Source organism: Vibrio sp. B1FLJ16 (assembly GCF_905175385.1).
Taxonomy (GTDB): domain Bacteria; phylum Pseudomonadota; class Gammaproteobacteria; order Enterobacterales; family Vibrionaceae; genus Vibrio.
In genome coordinates this window covers 885709-902752 of record NZ_HG992749.1, presented here as the reverse complement: position 1 = coordinate 902752, position 17044 = coordinate 885709, and the positions used below count along the sequence as shown (strand labels likewise).

The following is a 17044-nucleotide window of genomic DNA, read 5'->3' as shown; positions in this document are numbered from 1 at the left end:
GACGTGAGAGCGTCAGCCTTTTTGTTTATACTGAATTTAATCAATATAACTAATTGGATACCAAATGAGTTTTGAACTGCACCCTCAATTAGCAAAAGACACCACAGTCATTGGTCATTTCCCGCTTTGCGTTGCTCTGCTGCATAAAGATAATGCAGTACCCTGGATTATCCTGGTTCCAAAACGTGCCAACGTGAAAGAGCTGCATCACCTGCCTATGCACGATCAAAGGCAGTTTTTATTAGAGTCTCAGGCAGTAAGCCAGGCACTTGAAGCGACGTTCATCCCAGACAAACTTAATATGGGTGCACTGGGTAACATGGTACCTCAACTGCACATTCATCATATCGCACGCTTTATCGACGATGTGGCCTGGCCTGGGCCGATATGGGGTAACACCAAAGGTGATTTCCGCAGTGAAGAAGAACAAAATGAAGTCCTTGGCCGTATTCAGAATGTATTGTCACTCAGTTCGATTTTCCAGAAAGTGTAAAACTCTTTGCCCCTAATCCAGATGTCAAAAAGCCGCCCCACAAATGAGGCGGCTTTTTCATCAATCCGAGAATTACATTGTTACGATCAGTGACAATCCATCTTGTCTTGTCGCCGCATAACGGATACGAGTAACATCATGTGCTTTATTAGTGTCTAACAAACGCGTTATACGGCCTTTGTTGATCCACACACTCAGCATTGCATCGGCACCATCTTCACTCATGCCGAACTGCTTTGCTAAATCTGACTGTGAGACCGTCCCGTTGTCAGCAATATATTGATAAAGCTCTTTTAAAATCATGCCACTTGCGCCTCCAGCGAACCTTGCTGTTTCTTAGCAATACGTTTGAACATACGATAAGTCGCAAGGAAAACAGCCACAATCGCCGCCATCCATAGTCCACTGACAACCGGGCTGTCGGCAAAGTGCATCAATTGGTTGTAGAATGCCGCACTCAGATAGGCTAAGCCCATAGTCCAGACCGCGATAAAACGGGCAAAGTTATTACCAAATTCACGGACATACGCCCCCATTGCAGCCACACATGGTGTGTACAACAGAATGAAGATTAAGTATGCAAACGCTGCATGACCAGAAGCAAACTTGGCCTTAATGTTACCAAAAATAGAAGCATCCACTTCTTGCTCTTCTGCAACAGCATCAGAATCAGTTAAGTCACCAACCTCAATACCCAATGGATCAGAGAAGCTAAGACCTGCAAGGTTTTCTGGAATACTCATTACCGCTTCTTCCAGACTTGCCATTAAATCGAACTCTGCATCTTCACCGTCAGTTGGCGATGTATACAGACTGTTCAGCGTACCGACTACGGCTTCTTTGGCGAAGATACCGGTAATAATACCCACTGTTGCAGGCCAGTTATCTTCCTGAATCCCGATTGGTGAAAATACCGGAGTTACCACTTGCGCTGCTTTTGATAACACTGATTTTTCGCTGTCTTCATTACCAAAGCTGCCATCCGTACCCAGAGAGTTTAAGAAGCTTAAGATCGCGACCACAACCACAATCGTTTTACCCGCACCCAATACAAAACGCTTCAATTTTTGCCAAGTTTTAATTAATACGTTTTGGATGGTTGGCAATTCGTAATTTGGCATTTCCATCACTAAGCTATCACTGCTACCCGGGTATAGCGTGTGCTTTAGGAACAGACCAGTGAATACCGCTGCAACAATACCCAACAGGTAAAGAGCAAACACGATGTTTTGACCGGAGCCTGGGAAAAATGCTGCGGCAAACAGGGCGTAAACAGGTAGACGGGCACCGCAAGACATAAACGGTGCCATAGATGCAGCCAGTTTACGTTCACGTTCCTGATCCAAGGTACGAGTCGCCATAATAGATGGTACGTTACAGCCAAAGCCCAGTACGAGCGGTACGAACGCTTTACCTGGCAAACCGATTTTCTGCATCACCTTATCTAATACAAATGCAGCCCGTGCCATGTAGCCCGAGCTTTCAAGCACGGCAAGGAACAGATACAGACAAGCGATTACAGGAATAAAAGTTGCTACCGTTTGAATACCACCACCAATACCATCAGCAAGTACAGTTACTAACCAAACAGGTAAATGACCATCTAGAAGATGGTGACCGCCATCAACTAAGAGCGCGCCAACACCGATATCAAAGAAGTCGATGAACGCACTGCCGATGTTGATAGAGAACATAAACATCAGGTACATCACAACGAAGAAAAACGGAATACCCACCCACTTGTTCAAAATGAACTGATCTAACTTTTCTGTCACGCTGCGGCTTAGCTTTCCTTCACTACGGCGTATGCGTTTGCACTGTTCATGGAGGTGAGTGTATTTCGTATCGGCAACATGTAAATCAATGTCGAGATCAAGTGCAGCTATAGTCTGAAGAACCTTCGTTCTTTCTGTTTCAGGCAGGCTATTCAGTACTAACGAATCTTTTTCTAAAGCACGAATAGCAAGTGCACGGTGGGAGACAGAATGATCGCTGAAAAGTAAAAGCGTAGAAACGTGTTGGATCGCCGCTTCCATTTCCTCGCCATAATTAAGCGCTAAATCGTTAAGAGCAACACCCTGTACGACCAATTTGTGCAGACGTTCTTTGAACTCCGCAACTTGTGATTTATTCGTTGCTGATAAACTAACCACCGGACAGCCTAACATCTTTTCCAGTTCAGCAACGTTAATCATCTGGCGTTCACGTTTCAAAGCATCCATCTTGTTCAGAACAACAATCATCGGACGACCAAGCTCGCGCAGTTGCAGTGTCATATACAAGCTGCGTTCTAAGCTCGTTGCATCCACAACATTGATGATCAGATCCGCAGGATGAGTAAGTACCGCTCGTGACGCAATGGACTCGTCGATACTGTTGCTGTCATTGCCACTGTCTAAAGAATAGATGCCAGGTAAGTCAGTAAGCAGAAACTCATCACCGGCGTGCTTAAATTGTCCTGTCTTTTTCTCAACCGTCACACCAGCCCAGTTACCTACCTGCTGCTTCGCGCCAGTTAAGCCGTTAAAAAGAGTAGTTTTACCACTATTTGGATTACCGACCGTAAGTATTTGGTACTGCATTACATTCGCTCCACTTCTATTTTTTGAGCAATGGTTTCTCTCACAGCAACCGACACTCCGCGCACCTCTACTTGTAGTGGGTCACCCATAGGAGCACGTCTGATCACCTTCACTACAGTATTTGGTAGTAGCCCCATCACCATCAGTTTTTTCCTCACATCAGGTGAAAGTCCATCTAACAAACGAATAGTCACTGAATCGCCGGGTAAAATTTCTGACAACTTCATACTGGCCCTTAACGCTTATTGCTAATGATAAATATTATTATTTAAAACTGGTTAGGCTGCCAATGTTACTCCCGTTATCCACCACAATCATTGTGTGAAATCAAAGATTGATGAAATGTTTTTGCGTGCTACAAACGTCAACTCCGTCAATTTCCATTCCGTCATTTCCGTCAAAATCAATACAAGTTAAACGAATCATTCTCCCAACAACAAGTAACAACTTTAACAACAAACAAACTTAATCATTTAAAATCAATAAGTTAGATAGATAGTTGTGATATTGTCGCTTTTCTCATATGAACATGTCGTTATTTTTATAAGAAAAATAAGTAACCCCTCGTATAGTTAACCCATCGAGAAGGCAACTTCTCAAATTAATTCCAGAGGTGGCATGTTACATGCCACTCCGGCAGCAAGCGAAGGTGTCATTGACACCCGTGGTATAGTCCCCCCGGCTATACCACGATATTTTTTCAATAATTGTCTTCCCTCAACACTCTCATCAAACAGCCTGTTACCCCTGACTAAGAACACTTATCATATTAATCACCGATATTTTTACGCACTTAAATTTCGCGCCTTATTGTGCATTACAGCGCTTTAATGGGAAATTGCGTAATGGAAGCATCTATCGCTAATGCAATAAGCCTGTTAACAGTAGAGGTTCTAACTGATAAGTTATTAAGAAAGGAAAGGACTGTATCGTAGAAAAAACAAGACATTACTCTGAAGAATGACCAGCCTTTTGTACTGCGCTGCCCAGGATTCAAAATTACGGCCAGTGATACAAGTCCACGTTATTCGGCTATACCTACCCAAACAACCTCAAGACACTCCGTTCAACAAGAACGGCTCCACTTACAGACGAGTCAACACTCACAGCCATACATCTTGAAGGTCACTAAAGTATAAACAAATAAGGTTTGTTAACTGACTTCCTGGGCGTCTTGAGTCATTGCGAACTTCGAAGGAGGCAAGCCGAAATGTAGTCTGAACTTCTGGCTAAAGTAAGAGGGATCGTTGAAACCACAGTTGAATGCAACCTCACTGATTTTCTCTCCGGCAAGCAGCTGTTCACAGGCAGTTTCTAAACGCACCTCAGTCACGTAATCTTTTAACGTTCTTGACGAGGCTGACTTAAAACGTCGTTGTAAACTACGCTCAGACATAAACAACATTTTCGCTGCTGTAGCGGTACCAAATTCTGCATCATGATAGTGCTCAGCCACCAGCTGGTAGACCTTTTGCAACCATTCTTCTTCAGGGCTAACCAGCTCTTCAGCAGAATTTTCTGAATCAAATTCTGGCAATACTTCTTCTACATGGCTTAACTCTTTGGCTACAGGCCATGTGATCTCTATTTTATTTTGTGCATCTGAAACAAACAGTGCTAAATGACCACCACTATCTTCAACCAGTTGGGATAAGTTATCGATACTGAGGTCAACGTTATTACCGCTTGAAATACGGCCGGCTGTTAGTTTTCTCGGCAGTTGGGCTCCGTAGTCTATAAAACTCAACCATACAATATCGCTGCCTTGCGCGAGCATAATCTTAACGGTCTGACCGCGATATGATCGCTTAATAATATTGGCAAAAATGCTGTTGAATATCACGTCCAGATTGAAGCTTTCCAGAGCGATTCGGCTCGATTTATGCTCATCAATAAGCTCTACCTTGATGCCCGCTTTCGCAAAATCATCTTGCCAGACATCGACGACGGATTGAGTTATCTGGCTCAGATTGTAATTTTGACTGCCGCTATTGGAATCACTTGGTACGCTTCTTAATTCATTCAGTTGCCAGTATGTCTTGGAAAGGTGGTCTTGGGCGGTAGCATCCGTGTCCATAGGAACCTTAGAGGCAATATAGTTCACACTAGTGCGTATAGACTGAGCGACGTGATCGACCAACAAGTTTCTCACCTGGATTTGCTTGCGAAGTTGTTGGTTACTGGTTAAAAGCACTCTACTTTGATGTCTTAACTGATTGGTCTTCAGGGTCACTTGCGCCGCGAGAGCTCTATTCACTTGCACCATATAACGAGATCGCCAATAAGTAAGTAACGCTAAAACAACAAGCGTCGCCGCTAAAAAACAAAATATAGCGAGCGAAGATAAGTACCATGGCTGCTGCACGACGAAACTAGATTCTAGCCCTATTAAGCCTGCAGCGAGTTGTGATTGACTGCTTATCTGCAAGTGATATTGGCCAGAGTTAAGGCTTTCCAGAGTAAGATGCCCCCCTTCCAACCTCTGCCATTGTTCGCCTTCACTCAACCTATAGTATAAGTTTTGGCTGTCTGGCCTTGGCATAGTGCCAAATAGAAAGCTTAAAGATGAACCATAAGGGAAATCAACTCCTTCTAGATCAGCATTTCCTACCCGAATAACTTCGTTCTCGTGTATCACGAGACTTACAATAAACTTAGATTCCGGCGCTTTAGAAACCAACAACTTTGAAGCTTCAACTTTCACTAGGCCATACTTCGAACCTAATACTAGGTCGCTTTCGTTTTGACTTACTCTCTCGATTACCGTACAGACACCCGGAAGAAATTCGTTATTTATCAGACCGGAAGATGAAGAGAAGTGCTTAACTAACTCACCTGACAGTCGGTAATAGCTTAATCCAACAGATGAAGCCAGCCAGACACCCTGAGCATCGCTGATCATACATGCAGGCCTGGCATTAGGAACACTCAGGTCCAAAACCTGTCTTTCATCACTACCATCAACCGTTTTAAACAGACCATAAGACGATGCAAACCACTGGCTTCCATCTGCAGCAGTGATGATATCTAACGACTCACCGAACTTTTCTGAAAAGCGGTTAAAACGGATGCTCTCATCGTCATATTCATAAACTCCGTGATCGGTACCAATCAATAACAGCTCTTCAGTATCATACAAACGGGTAATTTTTGCAGGTAAGTACTGACTTACCAGCCATTCGCTACCAAAGTTCCGGACCCGCTGATTTGCAATATCAAGGTTATAGAGCTGATAACCACTTGATATCCACATCCGTGAACTTCCGTCAGGCGCAAGATGATCAACCTCATGGCCTGCCAATACTTGCAAGTAAGGAAAGCTGACCTTAGTTAATCCGTTTAGTTCATAGACTTCTAACCCTATCGATGTAGCCAGCCAAAGCATGCCACCTTGAAACGCAAACTCATTAATTTGAGAACTTGATTCGATCACTTTTTCGTAACCATGTTTCCCACTGCGGTAAAGCTTGTGGTCATCAGCAAACCATAATACCCCGTCAGGTCCTGTGACTGTTTGCCGGATCCGGCCTGCTAACGTTTGTGAGTCATAACTACTAAAAGTAACTCGCTCAAACTTTTTACTGAATAGGGAGTAATAACGGATCCCCTGATTGGTTGCTATCCAAATCCCCCCCATATCATCACTTAAAAGTGAATATATCTTGGTACTGTCCAGCTCAAGTTCGAGAAAACTGGCTGATTCAACTTCGGTGGATTCCCCTGTCAGGAAAGAGTATAGATACAGGCCATGCTCGGTTCCGACCCAGTACTCTTGATTTGTCTCGGCGAATGTCAGGACATGTGAACCGCCAATTTTTGTTACGTGCTTGTTGGGTTGATTTATGTTGAAAATCAATGCCCCTCGAAGGGTGCCAACTAATATTTCTTGGCGAGTAGGAGAATAGTAGATTTTTTCGATGTAATGCTGACCCGATGCAATGATGTGATCAAACTCATTGCCCTCGGAGAGGTAGAAACCAGATGTGGTGGCTAGCGCCCATTTATTATCAACAAATATCGCATCGTTAATGTAGACGTAGCTGTTGTTGCTGTGCTGGTAGAGCTGGAGTAGTGAAAACGTTTTTAGCTCACTGGTATAGATATTGTAAGTATAGAAATGTGCACCGTCACTGACCCAAATATAGTGTGCAGAAGAGCCAATTTTTCTAATCTGGGAACCCGGATTCAGACTGAAAACCAAACTTCGTTCTTGGTTCGGATAAGTTTGGTAGACTTCATTTTCAATGAAAGTCCAAAATGAGCCTTTATAGTAAGCAAGCTGCTTGGCCGGGCTCTGTAGAAAGCTACCTGATTTAGGAAGAACATTCTGGCCATCATAGAACAAGACACGACCATGCACATCATGAATCCAAAGACCGCCCTGCTCGCCTAAAAACAATTGTTTCGCCGCAATAAAAGTGCCCTTAACCTGAGTAGGCAAAGGGTAAAAGATGGCATTGGCGTTATTAAACGCGAATGCATGGCATGAAACAACGGCTCCCATAAACATGAGAACTAGATAGCGCAGCAAAACGAAACCTTATATATCTAAATTTATACCAACTCGTATCGCTTCATGTCTTCTATAACACGGTTATTTTGAGTCGCTAATTATGGGATAATAATATCTCAATTGATTTTAGAGAAAAGGTTCGCTTTGCCAAAGGTTACAATTTCTTACAGGCAGATCACGTAAAAAAGAAAGTTCCTACAATAACTAGGGTCTGTTTATCTTTCGCGGTTAATTTTTGTTCGAGATAAAAGCGTTTTAATCGCGGCGAGAGGTTTGTAGCCTAGTCATTCTAAGCAAAAACCTCTCAACAAAGAGTAAAACGCTTTTAGCCGAACCCTTTGGGCAGCGTTTGTGGCTCCTTTCTACTGCGTTATCGGCTTATCAGGTAGAATAACTACATTTCAAAGCCTCTGCCTTGTATAAATAACCCACAAATCGCTGCAAAAATCAGCTCGAAAGATAAACAGACCCTAGCAATTAACTCTCTATTTCTGACTTAAACACTGCGTGAAGCTGTCTGCCATCATATGTAAAAACATGAAGTAACTTCCCGCTTTTACTTCAATTTCGCTTCCCATAGGATCCAGTTCGCCTTTAGCAACCTGACTACCACGCATCACACTTTCTACAACGGCTGGAGTAAATTGTGGTTCTGAGAACACACAGGCAACATCACCAGAACCAAGTTTTTTTCTAATTTCAATCAGAGTTTTAGCTCCTGGCTTGCGATCAGGGCTCACAGTAAAATGCCCCAGCTGATTGAGGTCATATTGCTCTTCGAAGTACCCGTAAGCGTCATGAAACACAAAATATCCGCTGTTTGTGAAAGGAGTCAGCTTCTGCTTCAACTCTGCATCAGTAGTTTTCAACTGCTCTGCAAACTTTTTCAAATTAGCTACATACCTATCTGCATGATTGGGATCGACTTCTACTAACTTGTCTGTAATCGCGTTGGCAACTTGTTGGACCGTTTCAACACCCAGCCAAAAGTGTGGATCATATGAGCCATGCTCGTGACCATCATGGCCATGACTGTGCTCACTATCAAACTCACGCAGGGAGAGGTCCGGAATGTTACTTACAGTTAACACATTACCTTTGCCGGTCACGACTTTTTCAAGAAAAGGTTCCAGATCTCGCCCGTACCAGATAAATAAATCAGCCATCGCAACTTTTTTTACATCTGACGGACGCAATGCGTAATCATGCGGTGAGGCATTAGTTTGCAACAGTACATCAGGCTTTGTCACACCTTCAGTAAGCTCCATTGTGATCATCTGAACCGGTTTAATACTGGTTAACACCGTTACCGCATGCGCAGGTAAGGTTAAGATTGCTGACACAGCAAAAATTATAGCTCTTTTCATAGTTTTACTTGGGATATCGTGTGGGAAGTGACATAATGTTACATTATAACATTATATCTTTGCAAATGAGTTCCATTCATGTCTTCACTAGTCCGTCTGGAGAACCTGAGCGTTGTGTTTGACGAACGCAAGGTACTCGACAATGTCACTCTGGTATTAGAAAAGGGAAAGATTACAACTCTTATCGGTCCCAACGGCGCAGGAAAGTCGACTTTAGTTAAAGTTATTTTAGGCTTACAAAAGCCAACGACGGGTCAGATTAGTAAAAAACGTAATCTGAAAGTAGGCTATGTTCCGCAGAAACTTAAACTCAATGACTCTTTACCGCTCACCGTTATCCGTTTTTTGAATCTGGCGGCTAAATACAGCAAACAAGAATGTATTGATGCATTACGCCTTGTTGGAGCTGAGCATCTTATAAAGAGTAATATGCATCGCCTGTCTGGTGGTGAGAACCAGCGCGTATTACTTGCCCGAGCGCTGCTGCAACGCCCGGAGCTTTTGGTGCTTGACGAACCAGCTCAAGGCGTTGATGTACAGGGACAAATCGATCTGTACGATCTAATTGAAACTATCCGTCACCGATTTGATTGTGGCGTGTTTATGGTGTCACACGATCTACATTTAGTCATGGCTAAAACCGATGATGTTGTCTGCTTACACCATCACGTATGCTGCAGTGGTTCGCCTGCGACGATAACCCAGCACCCTTCTTATATCGCGCTTTTTGGTACCGCTGCTCGCGAGTCTTTAGCATTTTATCATCACGACCATCACCATCATCATCATGATTTAGCTGGTTCACCTGTTTCCGGTGACGCGACTTCATGCTCAAATCACTCGCACGGACACCACCATCATGATTGAGTTTTTACTGCCGTCAATTCTCGCGGGCATTGGTATTGCCATTATTGCAGGTCCGCTTGGCTCGTTTGTAGTCTGGCGAAAAATGGCCTACTTTGGCGATACACTAGCGCATGCCTCATTAATGGGGCTGGCACTTGGTTTCCTGCTCAACGTGAACCTTTATCTCGCCCTGCTCGTCTGTTGCTTAGCTCTGGCTGTATTACTGGTCACTTTGCAAAAACAGCAGTTAGTGGCAACTGATACTCTGCTGGGTATTCTGGCGCATAGTTCTTTATCTGTTGGCTTAGTTTCAGTGAGCTTTTTAGACAATGTACGTGTCGACCTGATGAGCTACCTTTTTGGCGACTTGCTCGCGGTGTCACCACAGGATTTAATGTTCATTTATGCCGGCGTTATTGCGGTGAGTGTGTGTTTATACATTTTCTGGCGTCCACTTCTGTCTAGTACTGTCAGTGAAGAGCTTGCTGCGGTAGAAGGAGTAAATACGGATTTAGTTCGCTTAGTACTGATGTTAATGGTAGGGGTTGTAATCGCGGTGGGCATGAAGTTTGTGGGTGCTCTGATCATGACTTCCCTGCTAATAATCCCTGCAGCGACGGCGCGAAAAGTCTCGTCGTCACCAGAACAAATGGCAGTTTTAGCCTCTGTCATTGGTTCCGTTGCCGTCATGATGGGATTGAGTCTTTCGTGGCACTTCGATACCCCAGCCGGCCCTTCGGTAGTCATTAGCGCAACATTCCTCTTTATGTTAAGCCAGCTAATCAAACGCCCAGCCTAACGGTGTTTAAATTAAACCGATACTTTCAGGACAAGACAAACAGAATTAAAAAAGCCTGCGAATATTCGCAGGCTTTTTAGTATTTATGGGTTGATGTATTACCAACCAGTCACTTCACGCAGACCTTTACCGATTTCCGCCAGAGACTTAACCGTCTTAACGCCGGCAGCTTCTAGTGCAGCGAATTTATCTTCAGCAGTACCTTTACCACCAGAGATAATCGCACCAGCGTGGCCCATACGTTTACCCGGAGGAGCAGTTACACCAGCGATGTAAGAAACAACTGGCTTAGTTACGTTCTCTTTAATGAACGCTGCCGCTTCTTCTTCTGCTGTACCACCGATTTCACCAATCATTACGATTGCTTCAGTCTCTGGGTCTTCCTGGAACAGTTTTAGGATATCAATGAAGTTTGAACCAGGGATTGGATCACCACCGATACCAACACAAGTAGACTGACCAAAGCCTTCGTCTGTAGTCTGCTTAACCGCTTCGTAAGTCAATGTACCGCTGCGAGATACGATACCTACTTTACCTTTCTTGTGGATGTGACCAGGCATGATACCGATCTTACATTCATCAGGAGTGATAACGCCCGGACAGTTAGGACCGATCATGCGAACGCCAGTCTCTTCTAGCTTCACTTTCACATCGATCATATCTGTTGTCGGGATACCTTCTGTAATAGTAACGATTAGCTCGATACCTGCATCAATCGCTTCCAGGATTGCATCTTTACAGAAAGCTGCTGGTACGTAGATTACTGTTGCTGTTGCACCAGTTACTTCTACTGCTTCGCGAACTGTGTTGAATACTGGAAGACCTAGGTGAGTTTGACCACCTTTACCAGGAGAAACACCACCAACCATTTGCGTACCGTATGCGATAGCCTGCTCTGAGTGGAAAGTACCTTGACCACCAGTGAAACCCTGACAGATTACTTTAGTGTCTTTGTTAATTAATACAGACATTATTTAGCCTCCGCAGCAGCAACAACTTTCTGAGCAGCATCTGTTAGCGACTCAGCAGCAATGATATCAACATCAGAATTAGCAAGCACTTCGCGACCCAGGTCTGCGTTAGTACCTTCCAGACGAACAACAACCGGTACGTTTACACCTACCTCTTTAACCGCACCGATAATACCTTCTGCGATCATGTCACAACGAACGATGCCGCCGAAGATGTTTACTAGTACCGCTTTAACGTTGTCATCAGACAAGATGATCTTGAATGCTTCTGCAACACGTTCTTTAGTTGCACCGCCACCTACGTCAAGGAAGTTAGCAGGTTTGCCACCGTGCAGGTTTACGATATCCATCGTACCCATCGCCAGGCCAGCACCGTTAACCATACAGCCTACATTACCATCTAGTGCTACGTAGTTCAGTTCCCACTGAGCTGCGTGCGCTTCACGCTCATCTTCTTGTGATGGATCGTGCATTTCACGTAGTTTAGGCTGACGGTAAAGTGCGTTTGAATCGATGTTGATCTTACCGTCAAGACATAGAAGGTTGCCTTCGCCAGTAATCACAAGCGGGTTGATCTCTAGTAGAGCAAGATCGTACTGAGAGAACATTGTGCCAAGACCCATAAAGATCTTAACGAATTGTTTGATTTGGTCGCCTTCAAGACCAAGTTTGAACGCAAGCTCACGACCTTGGTAAGCTTGTGGGCCTACTAGTGGATCGATTGCGGCTTTGTGGATTAGCTCCGGAGTTTCTTCCGCAACTTTTTCGATTTCCACACCACCTTCTGTAGAAGCCATGAAAACAATCTTACGGCTAGCACGGTCTACTACCGCACCTAGGTAAAGCTCGTTTGCAATGTTGGAAGCTTCTTCAACAAGGATTTTAGTTACTGGCTGACCATTTGCGTCTGTTTGGTAAGTTACTAGGTTTTTACCTAGCCACTTTTGTGCAAACTCTTTTACGCCTTCTTTCGTGTCGTGTAGCTCTACGCCGCCCGCTTTACCGCGGCCACCAGCGTGAACCTGACATTTAACGACTTTCTTTGCTGTACTGATGCGGCCCGCAGCTTCAAAAGCTTCTTGTGGTGTATCACATGCGTAGCCTTCTGGTACTGGCAAACCGAATTCTGCAAACAGCTGTTTGGCTTGGTATTCATGCAAATTCATTTCGATATTCCGTTTGTTTTTCCCCTAAGGGATTTATTATTTCCATAACGCTGCAGTCTTGGCTGCTTATACGTCTGTAGGGTCTTCTCAAATCAATCACTCGGTGATTCAAATGAAGGCCAAACGTTGAGCTAGTCTAGCCATTGAAATTTTTGACGTCTAGCTACCTACAGCAGCTAGACGTTTTAGAGATATTAAACGTCTAACAGGAGACGTGCTGGATCTTCCAGTAGCTCTTTAATAGTTACTAGGAAGCCAACCGACTCACGACCGTCAATTAAGCGGTGATCGTAAGATAGCGCCAGGTACATCATTGGCAGGATTTCTACCTTGCCATCCACAGCCATCGGGCGCTCTTGGATCTTGTGCATACCAAGAATCGCTGATTGCGGTGGGTTGATGATTGGCGTAGACATCAGTGAACCAAACACACCACCGTTAGTAATGGTGAAGTTACCGCCCATTAGCTCGTCTACTGTCAGCTTGCCATCACGACCTTTAACTGCCAGCTCTTTGATACCTTTCTCTACATCAGCAAAGCCTAGAGTGTCACAGTCTTTCAGTACTGGAGTTACCAGACCACGTGGCGTAGATACCGCCATGCTGATGTCGAAGTAATTGTGGTAAACGATGTCATCACCATCGATAGACGCGTTAACTTCAGGGAAACGTTTAAGAGCTTCAGTCACTGCTTTCACGTAGAAAGACATGAAGCCCAGACGGATACCATGACGCTCTTCGAACTGATCTTTGTACTGCTTACGAAGGTCCATGATTGGTTTCATGTTCACTTCGTTAAACGTCGTAAGCATCGCAGTGCTGTTCTTAGCTTCAAGCAGACGATTTGCAACAGTCTTACGCAGACGGGTCATTGGCACGCGTTTCTCACTGCGTGCAGCAGCAGGTGCTTCTACTACAGGAGCCTCAGCTTTTGCCGGCGCTTTTGCGTTTGCCAGGTAAGCTTCGATATCTTCACGTGTGATACGACCGCCTACACCAGTGCCTTTCACTTGACCTGCTTCCAGGTTGTGTTCCGCAAGTAGACGGCGAACTGCAGGGCTAAGCGCCTCATTGCTCTCTTCAGTAAGCGCAGCTTTGTGACGTTTGTCCGGAGAAGCCTGAGTGCCTTCTGTCGTATCTGCAGTTGGTTCACCAGCTACAGCACCCGGCTTGATTTTAGCAAGCAGCTGTTTAGAAAGTACTGTCGCACCCTCTAATTCAATGATGGCTTCTAGAACACCTGCTTCCGGAGCTGGAACTTCAAGCACAACTTTATCTGTTTCGATATCAACCAGAACTTCATCACGCTCGATAGTCTCGCCTGGTTGTTTGTGCCATGTCGCTACGGTTGCATCAGCAACTGATTCAGGTAAATCTGGAACCAGAATTTCAATTGTCATAACTGTTTCTTCCTTTAACTTCTAGTTCTTAATCCGAAGTTTTTGAGTTCACGTTCAGAGCGTCTTCAACCAACGCTTTTTGTTGTTTCAAGTGCACCGACATGTAGCCAACTGCTGGCGAAGCAGAAGCTGGGCGACCTGCGTATTTAAGATCTGCACCTGCAGGAATAGCGGCACGGAAGTTATGTTGACTACAGTACCAAGCACCTTGGTTCTGAGGCTCTTCCTGACACCACACAAAGTCTTCAACGTTTGTGTATTGAGCGATTGCAGCTTGTACTTCTTCCATCGGGAATGGGTAAAGCTGTTCAATACGAACAATCGCTACGTCTTCTTGCTCGTTGTTGCGGCGTTGCTCAAGCAGGTCGAAATAAACCTTACCGGAACAGAACACAACGCGTTTCACTTTGCTTGCTTCCAGGTTATCCACTTCTGGGATAGCTGCCTGGAACGTACCTTCTGCAAGGTCTTCAATTGTCGAAGTACAAAGCGGATGACGAAGCAATGATTTCGGAGACATTACAATCAGAGGTCGACGCATCGGACGTACAACCTGACGGCGAATCATGTGGTAAACCTGAGCCGGAGTTGATGGCACAACTACCTGCATGTTTTGTTCAGCACACAACTGCAGGTAACGCTCTAAACGTGCAGACGAGTGTTCTGGACCCTGACCTTCATAGCCATGAGGCAGAAGCATCGTCAAACCACACAAACGAGCCCACTTCTGTTCACCAGAAGAGATAAACTGGTCGATAACGACTTGAGCACCGTTGGCAAAGTCACCAAACTGCGCTTCCCAGATCGTTAAACCGCCAGGTTCCGCTGTTGTATAGCCGTATTCAAATGCCAATACCGCTTCTTCTGACAATACAGAGTCAAATACCTCGAAAGGTCCCTGTTTGTCATGAATATTAGCCAGAGGAATGTAGGTGCTCGCATCCGTTTGGTTGTGCAGCACTGAGTGACGGTGGAAGAACGTACCACGACCAGAATCCTGACCAGAAATACGGATTCGCTTACCATCATCAACCAACGTAGCGTAAGCCAAAGTTTCTGCCATACCCCAGTCAATTGCTTTTTCACCGGTCATCATCGCTACACGATCGTTGTATAGCTTGTTTACACGGCTTTGTAGCTTATGGCTTTCAGGGTACTGACAAATACGATTACCAAGCTCAATCAGACGCTGTGTATCGTATTGAGATTCCCACTGCATATCCCACTCATGACCCAGGTACGGAGACCAGTCAACAGAGTGAAGGGCCATAGGACGCCACTCTTTTACCACGACTTCACCGCGGTCTAGAGCGTCACGATATTCATTAACCAGTTGAGTCGCAGTTTCAATGTCTGACTCATTCTTATCAATCAGAACATCAGCGTACAGCTTGCGAGGTGTCGGGTGTTTCTTGATTTTTTGGTACATCAACGGCTGAGTCGCATTTGGCTCATCTGCTTCGTTGTGGCCATGACGGCGGTAACACACCAAATCAATGACAACATCACGCTTAAACTCATTACGGTAATCCAGTGCTATACGCGTAACAAACGCAACCGCTTCTGGGTCATCCGCATTAACATGGAAAATCGGTGCCTGTACCATCTTAGCGATATCGGTACAGTACATGGTTGAGCGAGTATCACGCGGGTTCGACGTAGTAAAGCCAACTTGGTTGTTGACAACGACGCGGACCGTACCACCTACACAGAAACCACGCGCCAGAGACATGTTGAACGTTTCCGCAACTACGCCCTGACCTGCAATTGCTGAGTCACCGTGAATGGTAATAGGAAGAACCTTGCTGCCTTCGTTATCACCCAGTCGGTCTTGACGAGCACGTACAGAACCCATAACTACAGGGTTTACGATTTCTAAGTGTGATGGGTTAAATGCCAGCGCTAAGTGTACATCACCGCCCGGAGTTGCGAAGTCAGCTGAGAAACCTTGGTGGTACTTAACGTCACCGGTACCCCATGTTTCATCGTGCTTACCAGCAAACTCATCAAACAGGTCTTGAGGTTTTTTACCCAGTACGTTCACCAGCATGTTCAAACGACCACGGTGAGCCATACCGATAACTACTTCACGCATACCACTTGTACCCGCATGACGAATCAGTTCTTTCGTCATTGGGATCAGCGCATCGCCACCTTCTAGTGAGAAACGTTTTGCTCCCGGGAATTTAGCGCCTAAATAACGCTCAAGGCCTTCAGCTGCTGTTAGCTCTTCTAGGAAAGTACGTTTCTCATCGTTATTGAATGATGGCTGGCCTACGACAGACTCAAGACGTTGCTGAATCCAACGCTTTTGCTCTGTGTCAGTCATGTGCATGTATTCAGCACCGATGGAACCGCAGTAAGTTTTCTTGAGGGCTTCGTAAATGTCTTTCAACTTCATAGTTTCTTGCCCAATAGCAAAAGAACCTACATTGAAAGTTTCTTCGAAGTCTTCGTCGGTAAGATTATGAAATGCTGGGTCTAACTCCGCAACGGTTGGACGTTGCCAAAGACCTAGTGGGTCCAGCTCTGCAGCTTCGTGCCCGCGGAAACGGTAAGCGTTGATTAGCTGTAGAACTTTTACTTGTTTTGCATCGACATCTGGGTCACTAACTTGGACATTGTAATGCTTCGTTTCTTGAGCGAGTCGTCGGAAGTAGTCACGGACACGTGAGTGCGGCTGTTCTGCCACTTCTTTTGTCGGCTTCGGCAAGCCTTCAAAGACACGTTTCCACTCCTCACTTACCAGATCGGGATCACTTAGATACAGTTCGTAGAGATCCTCTACGTACGTTGCATTGGCGCCAGCCAAGTGTGAAGACTCGAGCCATGCCTTCATCACGCCGTTGTGCATATTTTCCCTTAACCAGTAGTTTTCACGTTTGCTTCGGTCTACGCCGAGCTATA

12 protein-coding genes are annotated in these 17044 nt (G+C 45.1%); 3 read left to right on the top strand and 9 right to left on the bottom strand.

Translation table 11 applies throughout. The features are described from left to right. The first annotated feature begins 64 nt into the window (after positions 1-64). Positions 65-493: an HIT domain-containing protein gene (locus KHN79_RS04180; protein ID WP_182011050.1), complete on the top strand. Its 429-nt coding sequence runs from the start codon at positions 65-67 to the stop codon at positions 491-493. Positions 494-565: 72 nt separating this feature from the next. Here the strand turns inward: KHN79_RS04180 and KHN79_RS04175 are convergent, their stop codons facing one another. The 5 genes from KHN79_RS04175 to znuA form a co-directional block, all read right to left on the bottom strand. Next, positions 566-796 carry a FeoC-like transcriptional regulator gene (locus KHN79_RS04175; protein WP_182011049.1) on the bottom strand — a complete coding sequence of 77 codons (231 nt, stop codon included), beginning with the start codon at positions 794-796 and terminating at the stop codon, positions 566-568. After that, a complete protein-coding gene (gene feoB / locus KHN79_RS04170) occupies positions 793-3075 on the bottom strand; it encodes a Fe(2+) transporter permease subunit FeoB (protein WP_182011048.1) in 2283 nt (760 codons plus the stop codon). The genes KHN79_RS04175 and feoB overlap by 4 nt, the downstream gene beginning before the upstream one ends. After that, positions 3075-3302 carry a FeoA family protein gene (locus KHN79_RS04165; protein ID WP_182011047.1) on the bottom strand — a complete coding sequence of 76 codons (228 nt, stop codon included), beginning with the start codon at positions 3300-3302 and terminating at the stop codon, positions 3075-3077. Before KHN79_RS04165 ends, feoB begins: the two co-directional genes overlap by 1 nt. 926 nt (positions 3303-4228) lie before the next feature. Beyond that, the gene (locus tag KHN79_RS04160; protein ID WP_182011046.1) at positions 4229-7606 is read right to left on the bottom strand and encodes an AraC family transcriptional regulator; all 3378 of its coding nucleotides are present in this window, start codon (positions 7604-7606) and stop codon (positions 4229-4231) included. Between the two features lie 467 nt (positions 7607-8073). Next, positions 8074-8955 (bottom strand): zinc ABC transporter substrate-binding protein ZnuA, encoded by an 882-nt coding sequence (gene znuA / locus KHN79_RS04155; RefSeq protein WP_182011378.1) that lies wholly within the window; start codon positions 8953-8955, stop codon positions 8074-8076. 78 nt (positions 8956-9033) lie between these two features. Here znuA and znuC point away from each other — a divergent pair, with 78 nt between their 5' ends. Then, on the top strand, positions 9034-9822 hold the full coding sequence (gene znuC / locus KHN79_RS04150; RefSeq protein WP_182011379.1) for a zinc ABC transporter ATP-binding protein ZnuC: 789 nt from the start codon (positions 9034-9036) through the stop codon (positions 9820-9822). Continuing rightward, complete coding sequence (gene znuB / locus KHN79_RS04145; protein WP_182011380.1) at positions 9815-10600, top strand: zinc ABC transporter permease subunit ZnuB; 786 nt, start codon at positions 9815-9817, stop codon at positions 10598-10600. Before znuC ends, znuB begins: the two co-directional genes overlap by 8 nt. Before the next feature lie 98 nt (positions 10601-10698). Here the strand turns inward: znuB and sucD are convergent, their stop codons facing one another. The 4 genes from sucD to sucA all read right to left on the bottom strand — a co-directional run bounded on the left by sucD (position 10699) and on the right by sucA (position 16991). Further along, positions 10699-11571, bottom strand: coding sequence for a succinate--CoA ligase subunit alpha (sucD, locus tag KHN79_RS04140; RefSeq protein WP_182011381.1), 873 nt, complete (start codon positions 11569-11571; stop codon positions 10699-10701). Beyond that, positions 11571-12737, bottom strand: a complete 1167-nt coding sequence (gene sucC, locus KHN79_RS04135; protein ID WP_086495315.1) for an ADP-forming succinate--CoA ligase subunit beta — start codon at positions 12735-12737, stop codon at positions 11571-11573. The genes sucD and sucC overlap by 1 nt, the downstream gene beginning before the upstream one ends. Positions 12738-12931: 194 nt before the next feature. Then, a complete protein-coding gene (gene odhB / locus KHN79_RS04130; RefSeq protein ID WP_182011382.1) occupies positions 12932-14137 on the bottom strand; it encodes a 2-oxoglutarate dehydrogenase complex dihydrolipoyllysine-residue succinyltransferase in 1206 nt (401 codons plus the stop codon). A 28-nt stretch (positions 14138-14165) separates the two neighbouring features. Next, entirely contained in the window at positions 14166-16991 is a 2826-nt protein-coding gene (gene sucA, locus KHN79_RS04125) for a 2-oxoglutarate dehydrogenase E1 component (RefSeq protein WP_182011383.1), read from the bottom strand. Between the last annotated feature and the right edge of the window lie 53 nt (positions 16992-17044).